This is a genomic window from Geobacillus sp. Y412MC52, assembly GCF_000174795.2.
GTDB classification, from domain to species: Bacteria; Bacillota; Bacilli; order Bacillales; family Anoxybacillaceae; genus Geobacillus; species Geobacillus thermoleovorans.
On the sequence record NC_014915.1, the window covers coordinates 2,260,958 to 2,285,626 of the forward strand.

Here is a 24,669-nt window from a genome sequence, read left to right on the forward strand (position 1 = left end):
AAAACGCTCAACCTCAGCTAAACTCGCTCATTCTCATCTACCCTACGCTCGCTCTCCACTCTCGCTCCACTTCTAACGCCCCCGATGTCTCAGGGGGCAAAGAGGTTATTTTAACTATATTACATTTCTGTTTTTTTTGTCAACGACAAATCCGGGCGCAACACGACCGCCCCTTTTAAATACACGTGGCAGATCTCTTCTTGCTGTTTCTCAGTCGCCACCGTCATCATGACGCGAATGCAGCGCGGCAATGAACCGGGCACCGGAATTTCCCTCGTGCACATGACCGGCACATATGTCCAGCCGTCCAAACGGCGCAGCGCCTGCGCCGGAAACGCGGCGGTGATGTCGTCGGTGACGGAAATGAGCACAAACGACACATCAGAAGCGGCGACATCGTTTGCGCGGATCATTTCACGAAGCAACGTTTCAGTTGCCGCCACGATTTCCTCGGCGTCATTTCGATCCACTGTAATCGCTCCGCGAATGCCGCGAATCATCCTTTTCCCCCCTGTCTGGAAAACTCGTCCAGCCACGTGAGCAGGTTGTCGTCTTCGAGTTCCACCACTTCCACGTCGCCGATCTCACAGAGAAGCACCATCCGCACTGTTCCGGCGTACGCTTTTTTGTCGCCTTTCATCTTCTCAAGCAGGCGGCGCGTCTGAACCGTTGTCGGCAGCGACACCGGGAAGCCGTATCCGGCGAACCAGTCGGCCAATCGATGCTCAGCGAACGACCGGCCGTAAAACCGTTCGCTGACAAAGACGGCAAACAGCATGCCAACCGCAACCGCCTCCCCGTGAGTGAGCGCGCCGTAGCCTAACTCGCTTTCCAGCGCATGGCCGAGCGTATGGCCGAAATTCAAATGGGCGCGCACCCCGGTTTCTTTTTCATCCTCACGCACGACGGACGCCTTAATGTCAATGCCCTTTTCAATGCAATAGGCGAGTTTCTCGCCGCGCAAGTCGGCGAGCGTCTTGATTTCCGCGCGCAGCCAGTCGTAAAAGCGGCGGTCGCGGATCAGCGCATGTTTGATCACCTCGGCAAACCCGGACCGAAGCTCGCGCTCGGGCAGCGTGCGCAAAAAGGAGGTGTCATACACAACTGCTTCCGGCTGATGGAAGGCGCCGATCATATTTTTGCCGAGCGGATGGTTGATGGCGACTTTGCCGCCGACGGCGCTGTCATGGGCCAAGAGTGTCGTCGGCATTTGAATGTAACGGATGCCGCGCATATAGGTGGCGGCGACAAACCCAGCCAAATCGCCGACAACGCCGCCGCCAAGCGCAATGATAACCGAACGGCGGTCGAGGCCGCACTGCAATGCCGCTGTCTGGCAAGCGTAATAATGATCAAATGACTTGGCCGCCTCCCCGCTTGGAATGACGTAGGCGTACACGTCATACTCAGCGGCGGCAAGCAACGCCCGCACCTCATCCAAATAAAGAGGCGCCACAGTATCGTCGGTAACGATGAAAAGTTTTGTCCCTGGCGGACAGGAGAGCGACCGAAGCAAGCTTGGCAGCACGCGGGCCGCCCCATCGCCCAAAAGAAGCGGATAGCGCTTCGTCGCCGTTTCAATCGTCCGTTCGATCATCGTCAAAACTCCTTTGCATAGCGGCGGGCGCGTTCCACATTTTCCTTAATCAAGTCCATCCGATCCTGCCCAAATTGCTCAACGATCGCCGCCGCCACTTCCCAGGCGACAACGGCCTCAGCGACAACGCTCGCCGCCGGCACGGCGCAGCTGTCCGATCGCTCAATGCTTGCCGCAAACGGCTCTTTCGTCTCGATATCCACGCTTTGAAGCGGCTTGTACAGCGTCGGGATCGGCTTCATCACTCCGCGCACGACGATCGGCATCCCGGTCGTCACCCCGCCTTCAAAGCCGCCCGCCCGGTTCGTCCGGCGCGAAAAGCCTTGTTCTGGGCTCCAAATGATTTCATCGTGCACTTCGCTTCCCGGGCGGCGCGCCGCCTCAAAGCCGATCCCGAATTCAACGCCTTTAAACGCGTTGATGCTGACGATCGCGGCCGCGATTTTCGCATCAAGCTTTCGGTCGTAATGGACGTAGCTGCCCACTCCGGCCGGAACACCTTCAACGATCACTTCAACGATGCCGCCGATCGAATCACCGTTTTTCTTCGCCCAATCGATCGCTTCCATCATTTTTTGCCCCGCCTCCGGGTCAAAGCAGCGCACCGGTGATTCTTCCGTCACTGCCTGCAATTCTTCAAGCGAACGATAATCGAGCTTCTTTGCGCGCACGCCGCCGATTTCGATGACATGCCCGGCGACGCGGATGCCGACCTCCTCCAAAATGCGTTTTGCCACCGCTCCAGCCGCCACGCGCACCGTCGTTTCACGCGCCGACGAGCGCTCCAGCACGTTGCGCATATCGCGATGTCCGTATTTCAGGGCGCCGTTTAAATCGGCATGCCCTGGGCGCGGACGCGTCACTTTCCGCTTCACTTCCGCTTCGTCATCAATCGGCTCAACCGCCATAATCGTTTGCCAATGTTTAAAATCGCGATTCTCGACAACGAGCGCAATCGGCGAGCCGAGCGTTTTCCCGTGCCGAACGCCGCCTGTGATTTTCACTTCATCTTTTTCAATCTGCATGCGGCGGCCGCGTCCGTATCCTTTTTGCCGGCGCGCCAGCTCTTTATTGATGTGCTCGGCGCGCAGCTCAAGCCCGGCCGGCACTCCTTCCAAAATGGCCGTCAATTGCGGCCCATGCGATTCCCCTGCCGTCAAATACCGCATGTTTGTCTCTCCCTTCAGGTCTTTAACGCGTTTAAGTAAAAATATATCATAAATTCGAAAAATGAAAATAGTTTCAGGAAAAAAGAAGCCGGCGCGAGCTATTTTTTTCGGTAAAAAAACGTCTCTTCGACTTCAAAACCGTACAGGCCGGGATTGAAAATCTGCTCGGTGCTGCCGACAAACAGCACGCCTCCCGTCCGGAGCGCGTCGTGAAATTTGCGATACAGCATCCGCTTCGCCTCTTCCGTAAAATAAATGAGCACGTTGCGGCAGACGATCAAATCCATGTTGCGCGGAAACGGATCCGCGAGCAAGTTGTGCTTTTGAAACTTGACCGTTTGTTTAATCTTTTCGTCTATTTTATAATACTCGCCTTCTTTCGTAAAAAACTTTTTTCTCATTTCCTCGGGCAGCTCTACAAGCGACCGTTCGCTGTACAAACCGAGGCGCGCGCGGGCGAGCGCATTATCGTCAATGTCGGTCGCCAACACCGACACGCGGTGAAGCGGCAATCGTTTTGCGAGCACCATCGCGAGCGTATACGGCTCCTCGCCGGTTGAGCAGGCAGCGCTCCACACGTTCGGGCGCGGGTTTTCCGCCAATAGCCGCGGCAAAATGGTGTGCTCAAGCACCTCCCAACGCTTGGCGTTCCGGTAAAACTCCGAGACGTTGATCGTCATCCGATCCAAGCATTCATGCCATAGCGCCGGCTCTTTCTCCATCGCTGCAAACAGCTCGGCAAAGCTCTTTAGCCCTTTTTTCATGTACAACGACGCTAAACGCCGCCTCATTTGGGCTTCCTTATATAGCGATAAGTCAATGCCTGTTTTTCGCTTCACTTTGGCAATGAACTGCGCATAATCGTCCATCGTCGCCTGTCCCTCTCTCCTGTCAATGTACAAAAACGGCAAAAACCGGCCGAATGGCGGCCGGTCTTCGCATCAGTACAGCCATGCATTGATCTGTTTCGAATAGCTGACGAGCTCTTCTTCTTTAAAGAACAAACTGATTTCGCGTTCGGCGCTTTGCGGCGAGTCGGAGCCGTGGATGACGTTTTTGCCGACCGTCAAGCCGAAATCGCCGCGGATCGTGCCAGGGGCAGCCTCCTGCGGATTCGTTTTCCCCATCATTTGCCGGGCGGCGGCGATCACGTTCTCGCCCTCCCACACCATTGCAAACACTGGCCCCGAGGTGATAAAGTCGACAAGCTCGCCGAAAAACGGGCGCTCCTTATGTTCAGCGTAATGTTGCTCGGCGAGTTCGCGCGACACTTGCATCAGCTTCGCGCCGACAAGCTGGAAGCCTTTTTTTTCAAAACGGGCGACAATCTCGCCGATCAAATTGCGCTGAACCCCGTCCGGTTTTACCATGATGAATGTCCGTTCTGCCATTCGCTCTCCACCTCTACTGTCGTATGTACTGGGAAACGGATTCCCACCCATCATAGTATCATTGTTTTCCGCCGTTGGCAACAGCGTCCTTGAAAGCGCTAATAATCCCTTTTCCCAATGTAGAGGGCGAGATCATGAAGCAGCGTGCGCGCTTCGTTGGCCGGCAGCTCGCCAAGCAGGCGGAGCGCCTTTTCCAAATAGCGATCGCTTAGCGCATACGATCGTTCGATGGCGTCCGTCTGTTTAATGGCCGCTAGCACCGCCGCCATCTCCTCGACATCCGTGTCCGCGTTGACGGCCGTAATTTTTGCCCGCACCTGTTCATCACAAAGGGCATACAGCACGGGGAGGGTGACGTTTCCTTGCTGCAAGTCGCTTCCGGCCGGCTTGCCGAGCTGCTCTTCCGTGCCGGTGAAATCGAGAATGTCATCGGTAATTTGAAACGACATGCCGACGTAATGGCCGAACCAATACAGCCGGTTGGCCACCGCCTCCGGCGCGCCGGCGGCAAGGGCGCCAAGCTGGCAGCTGGCGGCGATCAATAGCGCCGTTTTTCGGCGGATGCGCCGCAAGTACGTGCGAAGCGGCTGATCAAATCGGTATTTATCCTTGATTTGCTCGATTTCCCCGTGGCACACTTCAACGATCGTTTTCGCCAGCACTTGATGAGCGCGGGGGCTGTCAAGCTCCGCCATCCGCTCAAGCGAACGGGCGAAGAGGTAATCGCCTGTATACATGGCAAAGCGGTTGCTCCATCTCGCCTTGATCGTCGGCCGGCCGCGCCGCACGTCGGCGTCATCGATGACATCGTCGTGAACGAGCGATGCCATATGGATGAGTTCGAGCGCTACGGCTACATGTTTAATCCGTTCGAAATCATAATGGCCAAAGCGGGCGGACAGCAAGACAAAAACGGGACGGATGCGCTTTCCGCCCGCTTGCAATAAATGGAGCGCCGCTTCGCCGAGCGGCCCGTATTCGGATCGGACCGTCCGCTCCAGCTCCTCTTCGACCGCCGCCAAATCATCGCTTAAAAACGAATACATCGCCTTTAACTTCATGGTGTTCACCTTGACTCATCGTTTATAGCCTAAATGCATGGCCGCTACGCCGAACGTGTACGGTTTGACCTCGACATCGACGAAACCGGCTTCGCGGAACATCTCGGCCAGCTCGTCCCGCCCTGGAAATTCGCGCGCCGATTCCTGCAGCCACGAGTATTCCTCATAGCTTTTCGCCAACAGCTTGCCAAACAGCGGCATAATAAACCGAAAATAAAAATAGTAAAGCTGGCGGAAACCAAACAACGTCGGCTGCGACGTTTCCAGACAGACGGTCATGCCGCCCGGCTTGGTGACGCGGTGCATTTCCTTAAGCACCGTCATATAATCAGGAACGTTGCGCAAGCCAAAGCCGATCGTCACATAATCGAACGAATTGTCGGGAAACGGCAGCTGCATGGCGTTGCCGTGAATGAGCTTGACATTGCCGAGGCCGCGCGCCTTCACCTTTTGTTCGCCGACTTTCAGCATGTTTTCGCTGAAGTCAAGGCCGTACACTTCCCCCTCCGGCCCGACCGCCTCAGCCAGCGCGATCGCCCAGTCGGCCGTTCCGCAGCAAACGTCGAGCGCCCTTTTCCCTTTTTGCACATTCATCCTCCGCATGACGTCTTCGCGCCATTTCAAATGGCGGCGGAAGCTGATGACAGAATTCATCCGGTCATAATGTGCAGAAATTTTTTCAAATACGCGATGGACTCGCTCTTCTTTCGATTGATGCATCGTTCTACCCTTCTTCCACCGACTTTTTGACGATGGCTTGAAATCCGCCGGCAAGTTCCGCCATGCGAAACCGCAGCAGGTCGTTCATCGGCAAATTCGCCGCCAGCAGCGCTTCCTTGCAATGGTCAATATAACGCTCGCCAAGGCGAAGCAAATGCCGCTTTTGTTCTTTCGTCAGCCCTTTGGCCCATGGAAAGGCGATATGCGCCATTTGCTCAAACAGCATCGATGACCCAGTGCGGACGAACGCTTCCTGCTCGAGCAGCAAGCGCCGCAACAGCAAGTAATGGCCGGAAAATCCCCCCCATTGCGGCGCCCCGATGCGCTCGGCAAGCTTCGCAAGCAACGCCGACTCGATCGTGCCGACCGCGGCGAACAGCGTCTCGATCCGCTCCACCTTTTTTTCATACAGCCGCACTTTTTGCTCATTAATCTCGCGGACCGCTTCGGCGAACAAACGGATGAGCGCAACATCGCCCGAGCGCGCCAGCAAGTCGTAATAAAGCCCGCTGTACAAGTCGCCGGCCAAAACGACAAGCTGCCGCGTCCGCAAATCGCCGCCGCGGTCTGTCACCTGATCATGGGTGTCAAGGGCGATTTGCATGAGCATCATGGCGATGATGCACCGGTCCGGCTCATTTGGCGCCGCCGGAGCATCAGTCATCATCGACAGCGAAAGCAGCAGCCGGTCTTCATCAACAGCCGGCGCCGGCACATGCGCGCGCAAATACGGATGGTCAAGCAGCCGTTCGATTTGTTCCTTCAATGACGCCAATTTCACCATGATGTCATTCACTCTTCTCACCCTTGTCCCCCCAAAAAATATCCGCACCGCCATGACGGACTCAATTATAACATAATTTTGTCGAAAACGCTCTAGTTTGCTAGAAATTTGCCGGTTTACTTTTTCCCTTCCGATTCAACCACACCGTGGCGCGTTTGAATATACGCTTTTCCTCTCACTTTGATCGCCGACGTATGTTCCGTGAACTGAGCAATCAACACTTCGCCTTTGTCAAGCTTTTCCGAATGGTGAAATCTTGTGTCCGCGCCGCGCGTCAGCCCGATGACGTTCACCCCGTCTTCGAGCGCTTTAATGACGACAAAATCGCTGTTTGTGTACATCCTCTTCCCTCCTTACGCTTTGATTAACGAAAGCACTTCAGCGCGGGCGTTGGCATCTGTTTCAAACACGCCGCGCACCGCTGTTGTCACTGTTTTGGCCCCCGGTTTTTTCACCCCGCGCATCGTCATGCACATATGCTCCGCCTCAACGACGACCATCACCCCATGCGGCTCAAGCGCCTCGACGATCGAATCAGCGATCGTTGCCGTGATGCGCTCTTGCAGCTGCGGGCGGCGCGCCACCGCCTCAACGGCTCGAGCGAGCTTGCTCAGCCCGGTCACTTTCCCTTCCCGCGGAATATAGGCGACGTGGGCAGCGCCAAAAAACGGCACTAAATGGTGTTCGCACATCGAATAAAACGGAATATCTTTGACGAGCACAAGCTCCTCATGTTCCTCGCTGAATACGGTTTGAAAGTGCTGCTTCGGGTCTTCCTGCAGCCCAGCGAACACCTCGGCGTACATTTTCGCCACCCTCTTCGGCGTATCGACGAGCCCTTCGCGGTTTGGATCTTCCCCGATCGCCTCAAGAATGAGGCGGACCGCATATTCAATTTGCGCAAAATTGATCTCTGGCATACAAACAACATCCTCCTGCATCATAAAAGCTGCATGTAATCCGATTCTAGCATAGGGAGCCAAAAAAAACAAAAAAGAAGGGCCGGTGGATCACCTGCCCTTCCCTCCTGCGCTCCTGCTATGTAGGCTTACTTGACGGCATCTTTCAATGCTTTGCCCGGTTTGAATGCAGGAACTTTGCTTGCCGGAATTTCCATTTCTTCGCCCGTTTGCGGGTTGCGTCCTTTCCGGGCGGCGCGCTCGCGCACTTCAAAGTTTCCAAAACCGATTAATTGCACTTTATCGCCTTTTCGCAGCGCTTCTGTAATCGAATCAAACACCGCATCAACGGCTTTTGTCGCATCTTTTTTGGAAAGACCGCTTGTTTCAGCGACCGCGTTGATCAATTCCGTTTTGTTCATGCCATTCACCTCCTCCCAAAGGGCTGGTCTTGTTTACTACCATTTGTGCACACTTTTCTGCTTTTCTATACATAGACATCCAATTCCAGCGGCAAGAAGGCCCGCGCGCCGCGCCGGCGCAGCCAATCATTCTATGTTTGCCTCGCGACAGTCCGCCTAAGATGCGCCTATGCCGCCGGCTGAAGCCCCTTCCCAACAGTTTGGGCTCCTCCTGTTTTCGCCGGGCGCAAACGAAGCCAAGGGCGAGGAAAACCGCCTTCTTCCCGCCAACAGGCGGTGACATGCCTAATCTTAACCAATTGACCGCGGAAATTCAACATCTTTTTTCGCAAAAACGGCCAATTTTAGGCATATTTCACCAAAACAACGATTTCAGATAAAAGATTACCATAACGCCATGCCCATAATCAAGTGCCAATCCTGATTTCTCAAGGGTTTTGGCGATTTTTTCCCTTTGCCACTTAGCAACTGAAAAAATGGCATCAAAAAAGCTCCCTTGTCGGGAGCTTGGCGCGCGGCCTCCGCTTTTCTTTCTGTCTAGCTGCGGCGCCTAGCTCTCTTCTGCCAAATAACCTTCCCCCTCGGGGTGCAAGCACCCCCTGCGGGTGAAGAACATTTGGCTTCGAGAGCTAATCTCGGCGCCTCCGCTTTTCTTTCTGTCTAGCTGCGGCCGCTAGCTCCCTTCCGCAAAATAACCTCCGCCCTCGAAGTGCAAGCACTTCTGCGGGCGGAGAACATTTTGCCTCGGGAGCTTGGCGCGCGGCCTCCGCTTTTCTATAAAATAATCGCGATGAGGCCGCCGGAGCCTTCGTTGATGATGCGCTCAAGCGTTTCTTTCAGCTTGTAGCGGGCGTTTTCCGGCATGAGCGCAAGTTTCGCTTGGATGCCTTCACGGACGATGGAGCTGAGCGAGCGGCCGAAAATGTCAGAGTTCCAAATCGACAGCGGATCGTCTTCGAAGTCTTGCATTAAATAGCGGACGAGCTCTTCGCTTTGCTTTTCCGTGCCAATGATCGGTGCAAACTCCGATTCGACGTCAACTTTGATCATATGAATCGACGGCGCAACGGCTTTCAAACGGACGCCAAAGCGCGACCCTTGGCGGATGATTTCCGGTTCGTCAAGACTCATGTCAGACAAAGCGGGCGCAGCGATGCCGTAGCCGGTTTGTTTGACCATTTTCAGCGCGTCGGCGATTTGGTCATATTCCGCTTTCGCATGGGCGAAGTCTTGCATGAGCTGAAGCAGATGGTCTTTGCCGCGAATCTCGACGCCGACGATTTCTTTTAAAATTTGATCGTACAGCTCATCCGGTGCATACAAGTCAATTTCGGCGATCCCTTGCCCCATTTCGATGCCGGCAAGCGCCGCTTTTTCGATGAAATCGTACTCGGCAAACTGCTGCACAACCCGGTCGACGTCGCGCAGCCGTTTGATGTCTTTGACTGTGTCGCGCACCGCTTCTTGGTAGCTTTCGCGCAGCCAATGATCTTCGCGCAGCACCATCACCCAGCTCGGCAAGTTGACGTTCACTTCAAGCACCGGGAATTCATATAATGCTTCGCGAAGCACGTTATACACGTCGGCTTCGCGCATGCTTTCCACGCTCATGGCGAGCACCGGAATGTCGTACTTTTCGGCGAGCTCGCGGCGAAGCGCCTCGGTTTCCGGATGGTGCGGCCGAACGGTGTTGACGATCATAATGAACGGCTTGCCGACTTCTTTGAGCTCGCTAATGACCCGTTCTTCCGCTTCGACATAGTCTTGGCGCGGAATTTCCCCGATCGTGCCGTCCGTCGTAATGACGACTCCAATCGTCGAATGTTCTTGGATGACTTTTCTTGTCCCGATTTCCGCCGCCTCTTGGAACGGGATCGGCTCTTCATACCAAGGCGTGTGGATCATCCGCGGCCCGTTTTCGTCTTCATATCCTTTTGCGCCGGGCACGGCGTAGCCGACGCAGTCGACAAGACGGATGTTGACTTCAAGACCCTCATCAACTTTCACCGTCACCGCCTGGTTTGGCACGAACTTCGGTTCTGTCGTCATGATCGTCTTGCCGGCGGCGCTTTGCGGCAGTTCATCTTGGGCGCGCGCTTTATCGGCTTCGTTTTTAATGTTCGGAATCACGACCAACTCCATAAACCGTTTAATAAACGTCGATTTTCCGGTGCGGACGGCGCCGACAACCCCTAAATAAATGTCGCCGCCGGTCCGCTCGGCGATATCTTTAAAAATATCGACCTTTTCCAAATGACTCCCCTCCAGTCCTTCGGTCGTTATAAGAAACAGTGGAATGAGCTAGCATAGTCGGACACTATATGCATATGATGTTGTCCGATTCGGTTATGACTAAAATAGAAAAAATCCCTTCTCTAGAATGTATTTTCCTAGAGAAGGGAAGATGACTCATTTTGTGAAAAAAATCGGTTCATTCGTCTTGGCGTCGATCGTATAGGGCAACGAATACGCCGGCACAAACAGCGAATGGTCGGTCAAAATCGGGCGAATATCGTCACCCGGCTTGTAGTGGTGCGGATATTTTTTCAACGCCGCATACAAATCAGAACGGTAGTCAATGTAAATTTCTCCATTCCCGTCGATGACAAACGGCAAGTTGTTGCCGGAAAACGGGCTGACGACATAAGGCGGCTCTTTATAGCCGAGCTTTTTGTAATCGAGCGTAAATACGCCCGGCGCAACGACGTCTTGAAACGGCGGATATTTATGCTTGTCCGTGTACATGCTAAGCCGCAGCTTCAGATCGCGGATGCGTTCGGCTAAGCGCAGATCAAGCAGCTTGACCGTCGGGTTCGTTTCCGCATCGATGATCATATACTGGAAGACGCCCCCGCTTTCATAGGCGTTTCCCGGCGGCTCCTGCATATAGCGGGGAACGAGCTTTTGAAAATCGACTGGATACTTCAAATACATCGGCGTGTTCATGTCGCGTGTTTTAATCGGCAGAAGCCCGCCGGTCGCCTTCCGGTACTCATCCACCGCCGATTGGACGGCCGCCACTTGGTCTTTGTAAGGAATTTGGTTTTGTTTCAGCCGCTCTTGTGGATACAAGCAGCCGGAAAGCAGCGCCAAACATATACATGACAACAACAAGCGAGCGATTCGTTTCATCTTTCCCACCTTTTTGCCTATTGCGGTGTCGGTCCGCTGAATACGACGAAAATGATGATGATGCCAGCGAAAATCAAAAGAATGTAGGCGACAAGCGCCAACAGAAAGCGAAGCCATTTCATCTTGACTTTGTAGCGGCTTAAGTAAATGAAGCCGACGGAAATAAACATAAACACCATCGAGGCGATGGCGATCCACATTTTCGCTAACGCCGGTGACATGGACGCTCCTCCTTTTTTTCGACAACTATCATTATAGCATTGGCAAAAAAAAAGCTGAAGTAAAGCGGGGCTTTCTTTACTTCAGCATCCCCTCATACCCTTCCGGAAGCTCAAGCCGATGATGGTTCGCCATATTGTATGCAGAACGAAGACGACTTGTACCGCCATTGGCCTATTTTCATCATTCTTGTTCGGCAAAAATGTTGTTTAAGTCATCCATTTCTTCTTTTTTTCCGCGCGCCATGAGCGAATCGACCGCCTCTTTCGGGTCTTTTCCCGCAAACAATACGTCATAGAGAGCTTCGGTGATCGGCATCTTCACACCAAGCTCTTTCGCCAGCTCATAGGCGGCTTTTGTCGTTCGCACCCCTTCGACGACCATCCCCATGCTCTCAAGCACCTCGTCCAGCTTTTTTCCTTGGCCGAGCATGTAGCCGGCTCTCCAGTTGCGGGAATGGACGCTCGTGCACGTGACAATCAAATCGCCGACTCCCGCCAAACCAGCGAATGTCAATGGATTAGCGCCGAGGGCGCAGCCGAGGCGGGCAATCTCGGCGAGCCCGCGCGTAATGAGGGCCGCTTTGGCGTTATCCCCATAGCCAAGCCCGTCGCTGATTCCGGCGGCCAAGGCGATGATATTTTTCAGCGCCCCGCCGACTTCGACGCCGATTAAATCCGGGTTCGTATACACGCGAAAATAGTGATGGTTCATAAAGATGTCTTGAATGCGGCGCGCCGCTTCCATATTTGGCGACGATACCGCCACGGTCGTCGGGTGGCGGAGCACGACTTCCTCGGCATGGCTCGGCCCGGAGAGAACGACAACATCTGCAAGCCATTCCCCCATTTCCTCGGCGACCATTTCCGACACCCGCTTATGCGTCCCTGGTTCGATTCCTTTGCTGACGGCAACAATGGTGATCGGCTTGGCCAAGCAGGCGCGCACGTCCGCAAGCACCGTACGGATCGCTTTCGTCGGCACGGCGAGCACAACGATCGCAACGTCGTCAAGCGCAGCGCAAAGGTCGTCATAGCCGATAATGGCGTCCGGCAGGCGAACGCCTGGCAAATATTTTTCATTTGTCCGCTTTTCGTTGATTTCGTTGATCTGCTCGGTCCGATGACCCCAGAGCCGGACGTGGTGCCCATTGTCAGCCAGCACGAGCGCCAACGCCGTCCCCCAGCTTCCAGCCCCCAATACGGCGATGTTCTCCATCGTTTTCCACTTCCTTTATCCGATTGTCGCAACCTTGAAAAATAGCAATCGCGCCGCCTCTTCGCTCCTGTTCGTTCGACTTTCGCGGCGGCGACACATGGCTTACGCTCCTGTGACACCACCCACGCAGAACCAAGCTTTCCTTGGTTCGAGCCTCTTCACCGGCCTCGCAGCGCGTGTCGCCGATGGGCAAGCGGCCTCCGCTTTTCTTTCTGTCTAGCTCCGGCCGCTATCGGCTTGCGACGCTGCGTGTCCCTCTGCGGCGGCAACAGCCTCCTCGCGGGCCCCGCAGCGCGTGTCGCCGATGGGCAAGCGGCCTCCGCTTTTCTTTCTGTCTAGCTCCGGCCGCTAGCTCCCTTCCGCAAAATAGCCTCCGCCCTCGAAGTGCAAGCACTTCTCGGCGCGGAGAACATTTTGCCTCGGGAGCTTGGCGCGCGGCCTCCGCTTTTCTTATTTCCGCGGGCGGGCGATGATTTTAATCGGCGTGCCTTCAAAACCGAATGCATCGCGGATGCGGTTTTCCAAAAACCGTTCATATGAAAAATGCATCAGTTCCGGGTCGTTGACAAACGCGACAAACGTCGGCGGTTTGACGGCGACTTGCGTCATGTAATAAACTTTCAGACGCCGCCCGTTATGCGTCGGCGTCGGATTCATCGCCACCGCATCCATGATGACTTCATTGAGCACATTTGTCTGGACGCGCATCGCATGATTGTCGCTCACAAGCCGGACGAGCGGCAAGAGCTTATGCAGCCGCTGCTTCGTTTTCGCCGATACGAACAAAATCGGCGCATAGTCCAAAAACGGAAAATGGTCGCGAATCTTCCGCTCAAATTCGACCATCGTTTTGTCGTCCTTTTCAATCGCATCCCATTTATTGACGACAAGAATGACACCGCGACCCGCTTCATGCGCGTATCCGGCGATTTTTTTGTCCTGCTCGATGATGCCTTCCTCAGCGTTTAACACAACAAGCACGACGTCCGAGCGCTCAATGGCCCTTAACGCGCGCAAGACGCTATATTTTTCCGTGCTTTCGTAAATTTTTCCTCGTTTGCGCATCCCTGCCGTATCAATGATAACATATTCCTGCCCTTCGCGCACAAATGAGGTGTCGACGGCGTCCCTCGTCGTACCGGCGATGTCGCTGACGATGACCCGCTCCTCACCTAAAATGGCGTTGACAAGCGACGATTTGCCGACATTCGGCCGGCCAATGAGGCAAAACTTAATGACGTCTTCTTCATACTCTTGTCCACCGCCCTTTGGAAAATGACGGACAACAGCATCAAGCAAATCGCCAAGCCCTGTCCCATGAGCTCCGGAAATCGGGTACGGCTCCCCAAAGCCCAGAGCGTAAAAGTCGTAAATCAAATCACGCATTTCCGGATTGTCGATTTTGTTCACCGCGAGCACAACCGGCTTATTCGACCGGCGGAGCAGCTTGGCCACCTCTTCATCAGCCGCAGTCACACCGTCCCGGCCGTTCGTCATAAAGATGATGACATCCGCCTCATCGATGGCGATTTCCGCCTGCTGGCGAATTTGCACAAGCAGCGGCTCGTCGCCAATGTCAATGCCGCCGGTATCGATCAAATAAAACGAATGGTTCAGCCATTCGGCTCGGCTGTAAATGCGGTCGCGCGTCACTCCAGGCACGTCTTCGACGATGGAAATGCGTTCCCCGACAATGCGGTTGAAAATCGTCGATTTTCCTACATTTGGACGGCCGACAATGGCCACGACTGGATTTGCCATGCTACCACCCTTTATCTTCGTTTTCTCCTTACCTTTGTCGCTGAAAAAAAACGCCCTTTTCGGAAGGGCATCGGTCCATCAACGCCAAGGGCACTTGACTGCAAGGCTAGGAAGGAAATGACTTTTTACCAATCAAGTGCATCTTTTAGCGATGAACCAGGGTAGGCTACAACTGCTTTATTTTATCAAAAAGCGAAACGCTCAACAACTAATGTTTGACGATAATAAGAAGCCCCTCGCTCAATTCATGGGCGATGCCATCCAAAATCGCCTCTAAATTCGCGGCGATCTGTTCCATTTCCTCTTTAGTTTGGCAAATAAAGATCGGCGCACCGCCGGCGACGCGCCCGCCGTTCATCGTAATGACGGCCAAAATCATCTTTTCATGCGTCATCGCCGCTCCACCCCTTCCGCTTCCAACGCCGTTTCTTCGGCATGCGGATGGCGCTCTCAAGCACCGGCACGTTTTCAATGACAGCCTTCGCCTTCTCGACATCCTCGACTTGCGGCAAAATAAAAATGCCGACGCGTCCGTCATTCAAATCGCGCTTGGCGAGCGGCACGAGCGCCGGCGTTCCCGAGTCGCGGTAAATGCCGAGGGCGGTCGATACATCATGCAAAATCGCCTGCCGCTGCCCAAGATTGGCGATCGTCGTGCGGGCGTTGAAATTTTTCGGCGTTAAAATAAACCCCATTCCATAGCGCAAAATTTCTTCGCGCCGCGCCGACAAGCCGATGTTCATGATATAGATGTTGTCAACATACAGCCCTGCCCCTTCAAAATGCGGCTTGACATATTGGACCTCGGCAATGTCTTTCAGCCGGCTTCCGCTCATAAACCGCCGCGCCGTCATAAGGCCGATGATACTGGCGGCAAGCGCGGCCCAAATGTCCCATACTAAATAAAAGAGCGTCGATAAAAAGGAGACGAAAATGACTAAATAGTTCCGCCCTTCAAACACAATCGCGATGCCTTCGATGTATGTTTTTCCTCTCGGCACCAGCTCATACTGATCCAACTCGTTCAACGTATTGCGCTCCATATTGCGTACGTCGCGAAATTGTGAGGCGGCCAAGGCCAAAAACGTGATCGCTGCGAACTCTTTTTCCATAATCGCCGGCACGGCGACCGTTCCCAGGCCGGCGGCAATGGCCCCTAAGGCAATATGGATCGTCCGACCGTGCAAATACGTCGGGTATTGCCGGTAATCGGTGCGCAACAAATAAAGCCGCGTCAACACCCCAGCGGCAACACCGTATAAAATCGGAAACGTGTATTCGTTCACGGCTGCCTCGTCCTCCTTACAGGCCGTTTTTCCTCAAGCTGCAGCGAGAAGAAGCGGATCGATTCCCAAACGAGCAAAGATGATGCGCTAATGGCGAGCGCATCCAAAAAGGAAAACGACCCAAGCACATAACCCGGCGCCATGCGCAAGATGGACATGGCGTACACCACTTCCCCTTGACAGCCGCCGAGCGCCAGACAAAGAAGGCGGGCGGATATGCGGCGGTGGAACAGGCTGCTGATCAAGGCCATCCACCAGCCAAGCATCCATTGGCCATCAAGCCAAATCCAGACCGGATCAAACAAGGCAAGCAGACGAAAAGCGGCATAGGCAAACGCCAAGCCGGACGCTGACAGCGCCATCCGCAGCCATCCGCATGGCCGCTGTGTGACCGCCACGTAACAAGAGGAGAAAAAAAGCACAAAAAAGGACGCCGCCATATGAATGGGACTGATCTTCACCGTCATCGAGGCCGAACTGATCATGAAAAGCGAAAATACAGCCAGCTTCGTCCGCTCGACGGTCTTTTTCATCAAAAATGTCGCTGCAATCCATAACGTCCAAAAAAAGAAATAAAAATAAGCTCCTTCCATCTTTTCCACTCCTTATTATGTTCATTATGTCATCTTTTATGAACGTTCATTCCCGTATAGAAAAAACAGCATTCGTTCATAGTAAAAATGATCGCTGTACCGAAGCAGAAAGGAGCCATGGCGAAATGGGAAAAGATCGACAGGAAAAAAAGCTGAAGCAATCGCGGCGCGTCGAGTCAGATCGAGATCAGTCCCTCTCCTATAAAGGAGCGGCTCGGCTCGACACGCCGGAGGAAGCGCGGGAACGGAACGAGCACTAAAAATGGCGAAAGGCCTTTCTCTACAACCACTCTGTTCGTTTGATTCCAAAAAAACAGCGTTTCCATTGCCAATGATGAAAAGCTAGCCGCGCCAATAAGGACGGCTAGCTTTCGTTTACGGCGAAAAAACGATTTCGAACGAAAAAATGGTCTATTCTCCTCATGTGTCAAGGATCTTCTTTAAAGATTGAACATTCGTTTTCGGTGTAGTCTACCGCAACCTCCTCCCGATGCAAAACAAACAACTTCTGTTGATGGCAGGTTCAACTAGATAGAACGGGGCATCAACTTTTGGCCAAACAAAAAACCCCACCTTGATGGCGGCTGCCACCAAAATGGGGTTGCTTCACAGTTCGTCATTTCAATTTTTTCAGCTGCTCGCCAATCACTTCGCCGAGCTGGAAGCCGCGCGTTTCCGACGTTCTTGTGTATTGGCTGTAATCCTCGGCCGGCGCGGCCGCCTCTTCCTCAAGCAGCGCGCGGATGCTGAGGGAAAGGCGGTGATCCGCTTCGTTGACGTCGAGCACTTTCGCCTTCACCACGTCGCCTTCTTTCAGCACTTCATGCGGCGAGCCGATGCGGCGGTTGGCGATTTGCGACACATGCACCAATCCTTCGACGCCTGGGAAGACTTCCACAAACGCGCCGAACGAAGCGAGCCGTTTCACCGTCCCGGTGACGACATCACCCGGTTTCACTTTTTCACTGAGGCCTTCCCATGGGCCCGGCAGCGCTTCTTTGATCGACAGCGACAGGCGACCGTTCTCCGGATCGACGGCCAACACTTTCACTTTCACCGCATCTCCTTCTTTCACCACTTCCGACGGATGAGCGACGCGCGTATGGGAAAGCTGGGAAATATGTACGAGCCCATCAAACCCGCCGACATCGACAAAGACGCCGAAATCGGCAATGCGGCGGACGACGCCATCCAACACTTGCCCCGGCTCAAGGCGGGAGAGCAGTTCTTTTTGCTGCCGCGCTTGTTCTTCCTCAACGACCGCCCGATGCGACAAAATGACGCGGTTTTTCTCGCGGTCAAGCTCGACGACTTTCACGGAGAGCGTTTTTCCTTTATAATCGGAAAAATCTTCGACGTAATGCGGCTCGACAAGCGACGCCGGGATGAAGCCGCGCACTCCGACATCGGCGACAAGACCGCCTTTGACGATGTCTTTAATGACTGTTTCAAATGTTTCGCCGTTTGCAAATTTGCGCTCTAGATCTTCCCACGCCCGCTCGGCGTCCACCGCTCTTTTCGATAAAATGAGCAACCCTTCTTCCCCGTCTTTTCCTTCTTCCACTTTTTTGACTTTGGCCGTCACTTCATCGCCGACAGCGACGGCATCGCTCGGTTTTTCAATATGCAAGTTCGACAGCTCGCTGATCGGAATGATGCCGCTTTGCTTGCTGTTTTCCACCTCGACCAGCACTTGCTTGTCCTCAAGCTTCACCACTTTGCCGCGGACGATATCGCCCACTTCATACACATTGACTTGCACATTCATCTCTTCTGTCATCGCAAAAACCCTCCTTCATCGACTGACAACTGTCAAAAGCGCGCCTCGCGCCGAGGCCCCGGCCGGCTGTCGGCAAAATAAGGACGCTTTTCTAGTTAGTATACCATATTTTCTCAATCAACATGTACTATAATGCTCATTGAGGCGGCGGAAGGGATGCCTCGAACAGCCTGTTCCTTTCATGCCCGCTGATGCTCTTCCAGCAGCCGGCGGATATGATCCATAATGTAATCGGCCGCTTCTTCTGGGCTCGCTTTCCGCGCGCGCAGCGGCGCCATATCGATCGGCGCTCCGTACACAACCTTAAGCGGCGCAAACGGACGGTACGGGCCGACAATGGCGCACGGAACGACGGCGGCATCGGTGCGCAAAGCGAAAAAGCCAACGCCGGGCAGCGCCTTTTTCAGCCGGCCGTCTTTGCTGCGCGTCCCTTCCGGAAAAATGCCGAGCACTTCGCCTTGCTTCAGCACCTCAAGCCCCGTGCGCAGCGCTTGGCGGTCGTTCATGCCGCGCTTGACCGGAAAGGCATGCAAGCTTTTGACGAGCGTTTTCACGACCGGTGCGCGAAACAGCTCTTCTTTCGCCATAAACCGAATCGGCCGCGGCGCCGTAATGCCAACGACCGGCGGATCTAGGTTGCTGATATGGTTGGCGCAAAGAAGCACGCCGCCTTCCTTCGGAAATTGTTCAACCCCGATCGTTTGAATGCGGTACAAAGGAGTGAGCACTCCCTTGACGATCCCCTTGGCGAATGAATAAAAGTCCACCGTCATCCAATCCTTTCGTTGACAATCTCCATAATCCGCTCCACCACTTCCTCAATCGACAGCGATGTCGTATCGATTTCCACCGCATCCGGCGCCTTGCGAAGCGGCGCTGTCTCCCGTTCCGAATCGAGCCGGTCGCGGCGGGCGATCTCTTCTTTCAGCTTTTCAAGATCGGATGGAAAGCCGCGCGCAAGATTTTCCTCATGCCGGCGCCGCGCCCGCTCCTCGACCGACGCTTTCAGGAAAATTTTCACTTCGGCGTTCGGCAGCACATGCGTTCCGATATCGCGCCCGTCCATGACGACGCCGCCCCCTTCCGCCAAGGAGCGTTGGCGGGCGACCATCTCCTCGCGCACAAGCGGATGCTTCGCGACAAGCGACACCGCATTCGTCACCGCCTCACCGCGGATGATGTCGGTCACATCGTCGCCATTGACTAGGACGATCTGTCCATGCGGCGACGGTTTCAACTCAATCGATGTATCGCGAAGCAGCGACAGGAGCGCCTGCTCATCATGGATGTCGACGCCGCATGCAAGCGCCCGGTACGTCAGCGCGCGATACATGGCGCCGGTATCGATGTATACGTAGGAAAGCCGCCTAGCGATCCGTTTGGCGACCGTGCTTTTCCCCGCCGCGGCGGGTCCGTCGATCGCGATGCTGATTCGTCGTTTCATCATTTCCTCCTGCTTTACCGAAAATCGCTTGATGAGTGCACAAAGAAAAATGCAGGAAAACCCTGCATGTCTCCATGTTCATTGTACCATATCCGCCGTCAACGGTCGACGGCCGTTTCAACTGTTTTCGTTTTTTCCGGCTTGGCTACCCCTTCGTATTCGTACACCTTGCCGATATACAACGCCGCTGGCGTGTACAACACAAGCCATTGGGCGATCAACAGGCAAATCGTCTGGATGACGACAAGCTTCCACAACAGCTGTTCGATCCGTTTCATGGCGCAAGCCTCCTGCTTCCCATTTTTTCTAGCAGTATTCCACGCGCCCAGCTCATTTATTCTGTTCGTTCTCCCATTTTCTCTCCTCAAGCTGCCGTTCAAAGCTGTAGCGAATGAGCCGGACGCGGTCTTGGGGGGCAAGGTCTGTGAACTCCACCGACATTTTCGCCATGCCGCGCTCGTCATCAGCCATGCGCACAATCGACGCCTTCGTTTGCACGTAATGGTATTCGCCGGAGCGCATCGCCAACACGAGCCAAAGCTCGACCGCCATGCCGGGGCGAAGAAGCGGAGCGTGCGCCGGCGGCACAAGGAGGGCGGCGCCGCCGGCGCTGATATCCACCGTCATCGTCACAAACGGAGCGAACTCGCTGTCAGACGGATGGACGGCCGCATCGACATTCGCTTTCACCCGCACATAACGGCGGCGCTGGATGCGCACGACGTATTCCTCGCCCGGGTAAGCCAAGACGACCATCGGCAACGGATCGCGGATTTTCCCCTTCACTTCGGTATCAAACATGTATAAACCGCCGTCTTGCCCGACAAAAGTCGCTTTAAACTGCATCCCGTTCAACAAATAAACGGTTTTTCCACTCTGTTCATCGATCGGATAGCTGATATGAACCGCCCCGTCAGCAACGGCGAGCGCTTTGCTTCGGTATTGCCGCGCTGAGCCGTCCGACGGCTCAAGCCGGATCGAATCTCCGATTTTGATCATCATGTTTCCTTTTCCCCTTTTCAGTCAGCTGCCGAACCGGCGATCGTTTCGCTGACCCGCATGATGTCCCATGACGATTATACCATACCGCCCGACTGACTTTGACCAAAAAAAGAGGAAAAGCCGACAGCCCCAGCTTTTCCTCCCTTGTTTTCATCTGTAATTCGGCTCCACGCTTTCAAGCTTCTCGACTTTTTCTTCAAGGCCGGTTGCGGCGTTAATGAACAGTTGATACGTTTCATCGCCAAGCGTTCCTAAAAACTCATAGCAAAGCACCGGTTTTTGCAAATCGTTCATAATGACCGCCTGGCGCTCTTCCATCACTTTCAAATGTGGGTTTAACTTTTTCTTCGCCGCCTCGACGGTGAGCGTCGGTTTGGGCAACGGACGCGGAATGGACGATGACAAATAGTCGCGCGCCGTAAAGCCGACGACATGGCCGTTGTCAAGCGCCACTTTCATTTGGATCGCTTCCGGGTAAATGCGGACGCCGTTTTCGCTTTTGACAAACGTCAGCACGGCGACATTATCGTATTGCGTGCTGTCGTACAACTCAAAGCCGGTGAATTGATGCCGTCGCAAAAACGCCATCCCACGGTTGGCCGCCTCATGCAAGCTGATCTCCGGCTTGCCGATTGGCCGGCTGTTTAACGCCCAAATCGGATATCCGCCGTTTTTCGTCACATCCATATAAATGTCGCCCTTTGTTTTCGGAGCGTGAATCGTTAAACTGTAAAAACGCTCATCCGCCCCATTGCCGCTTTCCGTCACCTTGATTTTCTCTGTTCCTTTTAAGCCGAGAAACTCGCGGGCGATCCGTTTCGCCTCGTCTTTGGAAATCGGGCGCCCTTTCGCGCGGACAAAGCCTTTTTCCTCGTTGGCGAGGCCGATGAACGACGGGCCGAACTCGGACGAACTTGAGAATGTATCAACATTTTTCTCCACCGCTTTTAAGCCGTCAATAATGATGTTGTCGCCTTTCTCGTCGTTCGTCGCCAGCGCCAGTTCGACGTCCATCCAGCGCAAATTGTTTTCCAGCACTAAATGCTGCACGTTGCGCAATTCTTGGCGGATCGCGCCGGCGCTTTTGTACAGCGCCTCGAGCGTCTTGTGCTCTTCTTCGGTCAACGGCTCTTTTTCCAAATCGCGCACGGCCGTCCGGTAGCTGAACTCGCCGATTTTCGACAAAAACTCTTGCGTCTTGTTAAACGGCAAAAGCGACAGCGGCAGCTGGCCGACATCGGTATGGGCTTCGGATGCGATTTTCCACACTTCGGCGAGCGCCGGCGACAATGAGGCGTGCGAATTCATCGCCAGCGTCGCACCTAGCTTGTCATGCAGCAAATCGATCTGGTAGGCCAAATCGTGGAACGCACGCTGGTAATTGTTTTCCGCATGAATTAAGATCGCGTTTTTTTCCTGATGCTCGCGGTAGCCCCAGTAACCAGTGCCGACGACAGCGACGACAAGCGCCGCAATCAGTAAGTTTCGCACCATCTCGTCTCCCTCCTTTTATTTGCAAAAAATATGGTTTCCAATCCGTTTGATTTGCGGACGGCTCCAAATCCATGAGCTCGTCGCCGTGGCTGGGTTGAAGTAGTAAATCGCCCCGCCGGTCGGGTCCCAGCCGTTGATCGCATCAAGCACCGCTTTTTTCGCCGTTTCATTCGGCGTCAGCCAAATTTGCCCATCGGCGACCGCGGTAAATGCGCCTGGCTGAAAGATCACCCCGGCGACCGTATCCGGAAACGACGGATGCTCCAGCCGATTTAAAATAACGGCGGCAACCGCCACTTGTCCGATGTACGGCTCCCCGCGCGCTTCCCCGTAAACGGCGTTTGCCATCAGCCGAATATCGTTTTGCGAAAACCCTTTCGGCACGTTCGACGCCGTCGTTTTCGCCGCCCGCACTGAACCTGCTGAACCGCCGCCGCGTTTTTTCACCTGCTGGCTGAGCGGAATGCCGCCGTAATGGGTGAAATCGTTTCCTTGGCGGATTTGCTCTTTCACAAACTGCTCGTAATATTTTGAAGCGTTCACAAGCTTCCGTTTCGTCTCCGATCCGGCTAGTCCATCGACCGGCAAGCCGTATTCGTATTGGAAATTGCGCAGCGCCCAATACGTTCGCCAGCCAAACACGCCGTCAATTTTGCCGTTGTAAAACCCAAGGTATTGCAGCCGCGCCTGCAGTTCAATGACATCATCGCCAACTGCTCCACGCTGAATCACTTGCGGGGAAAACGCGAAAGCATGGCCTGATGGGTACATGCATGTCCAAACAGCCAATGCGATGAATAGAACCCATTTTCTTGCCATATGTGAACCTCCCGTCAACACTCACCGTTTTTACCCCTATTTTCCTTCCGTTTCCCTTTTTTATGCGAAAAAAAGAAAAAAGCCAAAGCTTTTACGCTTGGCTTTTCACAGGCGGCACCGCTTGAGGGCGGGCGTATCCTTTCGCTTGTTTTACTTTGCGCAACGCCGCCCACCATAAGGCGAGCATAAACAAACCCATGTAATAGCCCCATCGCTCTTTGGCGAGCAACAGCCAGTCATAGACGCCATGAAGGAAAAACGGCAACAAAAACGACGCCCATAAATAATAGCGGCGCTTTTTTACGGCAAACTTCGCCTTGCCGAAATAAAACCCCATGATGACGGAAAAGAGCGCATGACTGGACACCGGCAAAAGCGCCCGGGCAATGGCCGTCTCCACTCCGTTGGCCAACAAGTACAAAATGTTTTCCAGCGTCGCGAACCCAAGCGAGACGCTGGCGCTGTACACAATGCCGTCATACGGCTCGTCAAATTCGTCGTGGTCATACACAAAAAAATAAACGACAAACCATTTGACAAACTCCTCAAGGAGCGCAGCGGAAAGAAACGCCTCGGCGGCCGGCGACGCGACGATCCCTTCTGCCGCCAACACGTATTGGATGAACATGATCGGAAACACAAGCAAGACGCCGAATAAAAACATGCGCAACACAAACGAAAGCGGCTCAGCCTCATACTCGTCCTTTAAATAAAAATAACTAAGCAGCGCCACCCCGGGGGCGACGCCGGCGGAAATCAACGAAAACATCCTCGATCCCCGTTTCTTTGGCATTTTTAACTTCATCGTACCACGAAACAGGGGAGAAAAAAAGAGGAATTGCTGGGCCGCTTGTTGCCTAATAAGCGAACAAGCCATCAACGGCGGCGTCGGCCGCAAGAGCGACAGCGAGCTTGATGCGCGCCTTTTTCGCATCGTAGTCGCTGCCAAGAATAACCCCTTTCTTATGCAAATCGTAGGCGCTGCCGGGGTAATCGTACGTTGTATACACCGCCCCTTCCTCGGCGCTCGTCGTCACAACGACTTTGATCCCCGCTTCGATGGCTTTGACGATTTCATCGACCATTTTTGGCGCCACTTGCCCGCGGCCGACCCCTTCGAGCACAATGCCAGCGACGCCGCTTTCTCGAGCCGCTTTAATGAACTTGCCGTCCGCCTCCAAGTAGCATTTCACAATGTCCACCGGCGGAAGCGGGCGCACAAGCTTGTAATATTCGCGTCGGATCGGCTTTTGGTACACGTACACCTCATCGTTGTCAATGATGCCTAAATAGCCGAAGCCGAAAGCGTTGAATCCTTGAATGTTCGAGGCGTGTTCTTTTTTCACGTATTTCGCGGCAAAAATGCGTTCATTGAACACAACGACCGTCCCCGCCCCACGCAACGGCTCGGCGCACGCGGCGTAAATGGCATGGCGGATGTTGATGTACACATCGCTGCCCAAATCAGACGGCGCCCGCTGCGAACCGGTGACGACGATCGTCCGCGGGTCATCGATCGTCAAATCAAGGAAATAGGCCGTTTCTTCGAGCGCATCGGTTCCGTGAGTGACGACGATGCCATCAACGGATGGATCGGTGAAATGCGCCTCAATCCGTTTTTTCAGCTCAAGCCAATGCGAAAACGTCAAATGCATGCTTGGCAATTGAAATACGCTTTCCACGATGATTTCAATTTCTTTCGGCAAATGGCACATCGCCGCGAGTTCTTCACCGCTTAGCGCCCCAGCCCGCAGGCGGCCGGAACGTTCGTTTCGCTTGCTCGCAATCGTGCCGCCGGTTGTCAGGAGCACCACTTTCCGTTTCGTCACGCAAGCCACCCTCGCTTTCTCGCTTCAGCATCATTACACGAGTGTTGAT

The 24,669-nt window shown here is 54.3% G+C and carries 29 protein-coding genes; 1 reads left to right on the plus strand and 28 read right to left on the minus strand.

All coding sequences use genetic code 11. From position 1 onward, the window contains the following. Positions 1-119: 119 nt before the first annotated feature. From aroH to GYMC52_RS11185, 19 genes are all read right to left on the minus strand, one after another. The gene (aroH, locus tag GYMC52_RS11095) at positions 120-500 is read right to left on the minus strand and encodes a chorismate mutase (RefSeq protein WP_013144896.1); all 381 of its coding nucleotides are present in this window, start codon (positions 498-500) and stop codon (positions 120-122) included. Next, on the minus strand, positions 497-1,597 hold the full coding sequence (aroB, locus tag GYMC52_RS11100; protein WP_013144895.1) for a 3-dehydroquinate synthase: 1,101 nt from the start codon (positions 1,595-1,597) through the stop codon (positions 497-499). The genes aroH and aroB overlap by 4 nt, the downstream gene beginning before the upstream one ends. Positions 1,598-1,599: 2 nt before the next feature. Further along, positions 1,600-2,766 carry a chorismate synthase gene (gene aroC / locus GYMC52_RS11105; protein ID WP_011231692.1) on the minus strand — a complete coding sequence of 389 codons (1,167 nt, stop codon included), beginning with the start codon at positions 2,764-2,766 and terminating at the stop codon, positions 1,600-1,602. 98 nt (positions 2,767-2,864) lie between these two features. After that, complete coding sequence (locus GYMC52_RS11110; RefSeq protein ID WP_011231693.1) at positions 2,865-3,635, minus strand: CheR family methyltransferase; 771 nt, start codon at positions 3,633-3,635, stop codon at positions 2,865-2,867. 72 nt (positions 3,636-3,707) lie between these two features. Next, positions 3,708-4,157, minus strand: a complete 450-nt coding sequence (gene ndk, locus GYMC52_RS11115) for a nucleoside-diphosphate kinase (RefSeq protein WP_013524132.1) — start codon at positions 4,155-4,157, stop codon at positions 3,708-3,710. A 98-nt stretch (positions 4,158-4,255) separates the two neighbouring features. Next, positions 4,256-5,218 carry a heptaprenyl diphosphate synthase component II gene (hepT, locus tag GYMC52_RS11120; RefSeq protein ID WP_013524133.1) on the minus strand — a complete coding sequence of 321 codons (963 nt, stop codon included), beginning with the start codon at positions 5,216-5,218 and terminating at the stop codon, positions 4,256-4,258. A 15-nt stretch (positions 5,219-5,233) separates the two neighbouring features. Next, positions 5,234-5,938 (minus strand): demethylmenaquinone methyltransferase, encoded by a 705-nt coding sequence (gene menG / locus GYMC52_RS11125; protein ID WP_011231696.1) that lies wholly within the window; start codon positions 5,936-5,938, stop codon positions 5,234-5,236. Positions 5,939-5,942: 4 nt separating this feature from the next. After that, on the minus strand, positions 5,943-6,776 hold the full coding sequence (locus GYMC52_RS11130; protein ID WP_013524134.1) for a heptaprenyl diphosphate synthase component 1: 834 nt from the start codon (positions 6,774-6,776) through the stop codon (positions 5,943-5,945). A gap of 62 nt (positions 6,777-6,838) precedes the next feature. After that, positions 6,839-7,063 (minus strand): trp RNA-binding attenuation protein MtrB, encoded by a 225-nt coding sequence (gene mtrB / locus GYMC52_RS11135; protein WP_011231698.1) that lies wholly within the window; start codon positions 7,061-7,063, stop codon positions 6,839-6,841. A gap of 12 nt (positions 7,064-7,075) precedes the next feature. Beyond that, a complete protein-coding gene (gene folE / locus GYMC52_RS11140) occupies positions 7,076-7,642 on the minus strand; it encodes a GTP cyclohydrolase I FolE (RefSeq protein ID WP_013144889.1) in 567 nt (188 codons plus the stop codon). Between the two features lie 128 nt (positions 7,643-7,770). Next, on the minus strand, positions 7,771-8,043 hold the full coding sequence (locus tag GYMC52_RS11145; RefSeq protein WP_008879623.1) for an HU family DNA-binding protein: 273 nt from the start codon (positions 8,041-8,043) through the stop codon (positions 7,771-7,773). Between the two features lie 774 nt (positions 8,044-8,817). Further along, complete coding sequence (gene spoIVA / locus GYMC52_RS11150; RefSeq protein WP_011231701.1) at positions 8,818-10,296, minus strand: stage IV sporulation protein A; 1,479 nt, start codon at positions 10,294-10,296, stop codon at positions 8,818-8,820. Between the two features lie 156 nt (positions 10,297-10,452). Next, a complete protein-coding gene (locus tag GYMC52_RS11155) occupies positions 10,453-11,175 on the minus strand; it encodes a hypothetical protein (RefSeq protein ID WP_011231702.1) in 723 nt (240 codons plus the stop codon). Between the two features lie 17 nt (positions 11,176-11,192). Then, entirely contained in the window at positions 11,193-11,396 is a 204-nt protein-coding gene (locus tag GYMC52_RS11160) for a DUF2768 domain-containing protein (RefSeq protein ID WP_011231703.1), read from the minus strand. A gap of 181 nt (positions 11,397-11,577) precedes the next feature. Further along, the gene (locus GYMC52_RS11165; protein ID WP_013524135.1) at positions 11,578-12,612 is read right to left on the minus strand and encodes an NAD(P)H-dependent glycerol-3-phosphate dehydrogenase; all 1,035 of its coding nucleotides are present in this window, start codon (positions 12,610-12,612) and stop codon (positions 11,578-11,580) included. Positions 12,613-13,062: 450 nt separating this feature from the next. After that, positions 13,063-14,373 carry a ribosome biogenesis GTPase Der gene (gene der, locus GYMC52_RS11170; RefSeq protein ID WP_013144887.1) on the minus strand — a complete coding sequence of 437 codons (1,311 nt, stop codon included), beginning with the start codon at positions 14,371-14,373 and terminating at the stop codon, positions 13,063-13,065. Between the two features lie 208 nt (positions 14,374-14,581). After that, the gene (locus tag GYMC52_RS11175; protein ID WP_013524136.1) at positions 14,582-14,767 is read right to left on the minus strand and encodes a capping complex subunit for YIEGIA; all 186 of its coding nucleotides are present in this window, start codon (positions 14,765-14,767) and stop codon (positions 14,582-14,584) included. Beyond that, complete coding sequence (locus tag GYMC52_RS11180) at positions 14,757-15,659, minus strand: YIEGIA family protein (protein ID WP_013524137.1); 903 nt, start codon at positions 15,657-15,659, stop codon at positions 14,757-14,759. Before GYMC52_RS11180 ends, GYMC52_RS11175 begins: the two co-directional genes overlap by 11 nt. Further along, complete coding sequence (locus tag GYMC52_RS11185) at positions 15,656-16,252, minus strand: YphA family membrane protein (RefSeq protein WP_013524138.1); 597 nt, start codon at positions 16,250-16,252, stop codon at positions 15,656-15,658. The genes GYMC52_RS11180 and GYMC52_RS11185 overlap by 4 nt, the downstream gene beginning before the upstream one ends. 125 nt (positions 16,253-16,377) lie before the next feature. On the opposite strand from GYMC52_RS11185, the gene GYMC52_RS18195 reads away from it, so the two are divergent. Further along, a complete protein-coding gene (locus tag GYMC52_RS18195) occupies positions 16,378-16,512 on the plus strand; it encodes a YpzI family protein (RefSeq protein ID WP_013524139.1) in 135 nt (44 codons plus the stop codon). A 356-nt stretch (positions 16,513-16,868) separates the two neighbouring features. On the opposite strand, the gene rpsA is transcribed toward GYMC52_RS18195, so the two are convergent. The 9 genes from rpsA to GYMC52_RS11230 all read right to left on the minus strand — a co-directional run bounded on the left by rpsA (position 16,869) and on the right by GYMC52_RS11230 (position 24,620). Beyond that, entirely contained in the window at positions 16,869-18,032 is a 1,164-nt protein-coding gene (gene rpsA / locus GYMC52_RS11190) for a 30S ribosomal protein S1 (protein ID WP_013524140.1), read from the minus strand. Between the two features lie 179 nt (positions 18,033-18,211). Then, positions 18,212-18,805: a lysophospholipid acyltransferase family protein gene (locus tag GYMC52_RS11195; protein ID WP_015731607.1), complete on the minus strand. Its 594-nt coding sequence runs from the start codon at positions 18,803-18,805 to the stop codon at positions 18,212-18,214. Continuing rightward, positions 18,802-19,476: a (d)CMP kinase gene (gene cmk, locus GYMC52_RS11200; protein WP_013524142.1), complete on the minus strand. Its 675-nt coding sequence runs from the start codon at positions 19,474-19,476 to the stop codon at positions 18,802-18,804. The genes GYMC52_RS11195 and cmk overlap by 4 nt, the downstream gene beginning before the upstream one ends. A gap of 98 nt (positions 19,477-19,574) precedes the next feature. Continuing rightward, entirely contained in the window at positions 19,575-19,754 is a 180-nt protein-coding gene (locus tag GYMC52_RS11205; RefSeq protein WP_011231712.1) for a YpfB family protein, read from the minus strand. 52 nt (positions 19,755-19,806) lie between these two features. Beyond that, complete coding sequence (locus GYMC52_RS11210) at positions 19,807-20,475, minus strand: flagellar brake protein (RefSeq protein ID WP_013144878.1); 669 nt, start codon at positions 20,473-20,475, stop codon at positions 19,807-19,809. A 153-nt stretch (positions 20,476-20,628) separates the two neighbouring features. After that, positions 20,629-21,972, minus strand: a complete 1,344-nt coding sequence (gene ypeB, locus GYMC52_RS11215; RefSeq protein WP_013524143.1) for a germination protein YpeB — start codon at positions 21,970-21,972, stop codon at positions 20,629-20,631. A gap of 15 nt (positions 21,973-21,987) precedes the next feature. Then, entirely contained in the window at positions 21,988-22,791 is an 804-nt protein-coding gene (sleB, locus tag GYMC52_RS11220) for a spore cortex-lytic enzyme (protein WP_012820745.1), read from the minus strand. A 91-nt stretch (positions 22,792-22,882) separates the two neighbouring features. Further along, positions 22,883-23,560 carry a glutamic-type intramembrane protease PrsW gene (prsW, locus tag GYMC52_RS11225; RefSeq protein ID WP_012820744.1) on the minus strand — a complete coding sequence of 226 codons (678 nt, stop codon included), beginning with the start codon at positions 23,558-23,560 and terminating at the stop codon, positions 22,883-22,885. An 88-nt stretch (positions 23,561-23,648) separates the two neighbouring features. Next, positions 23,649-24,620: an asparaginase gene (locus GYMC52_RS11230; RefSeq protein WP_012820743.1), complete on the minus strand. Its 972-nt coding sequence runs from the start codon at positions 24,618-24,620 to the stop codon at positions 23,649-23,651. Between the last annotated feature and the right edge of the window lie 49 nt (positions 24,621-24,669).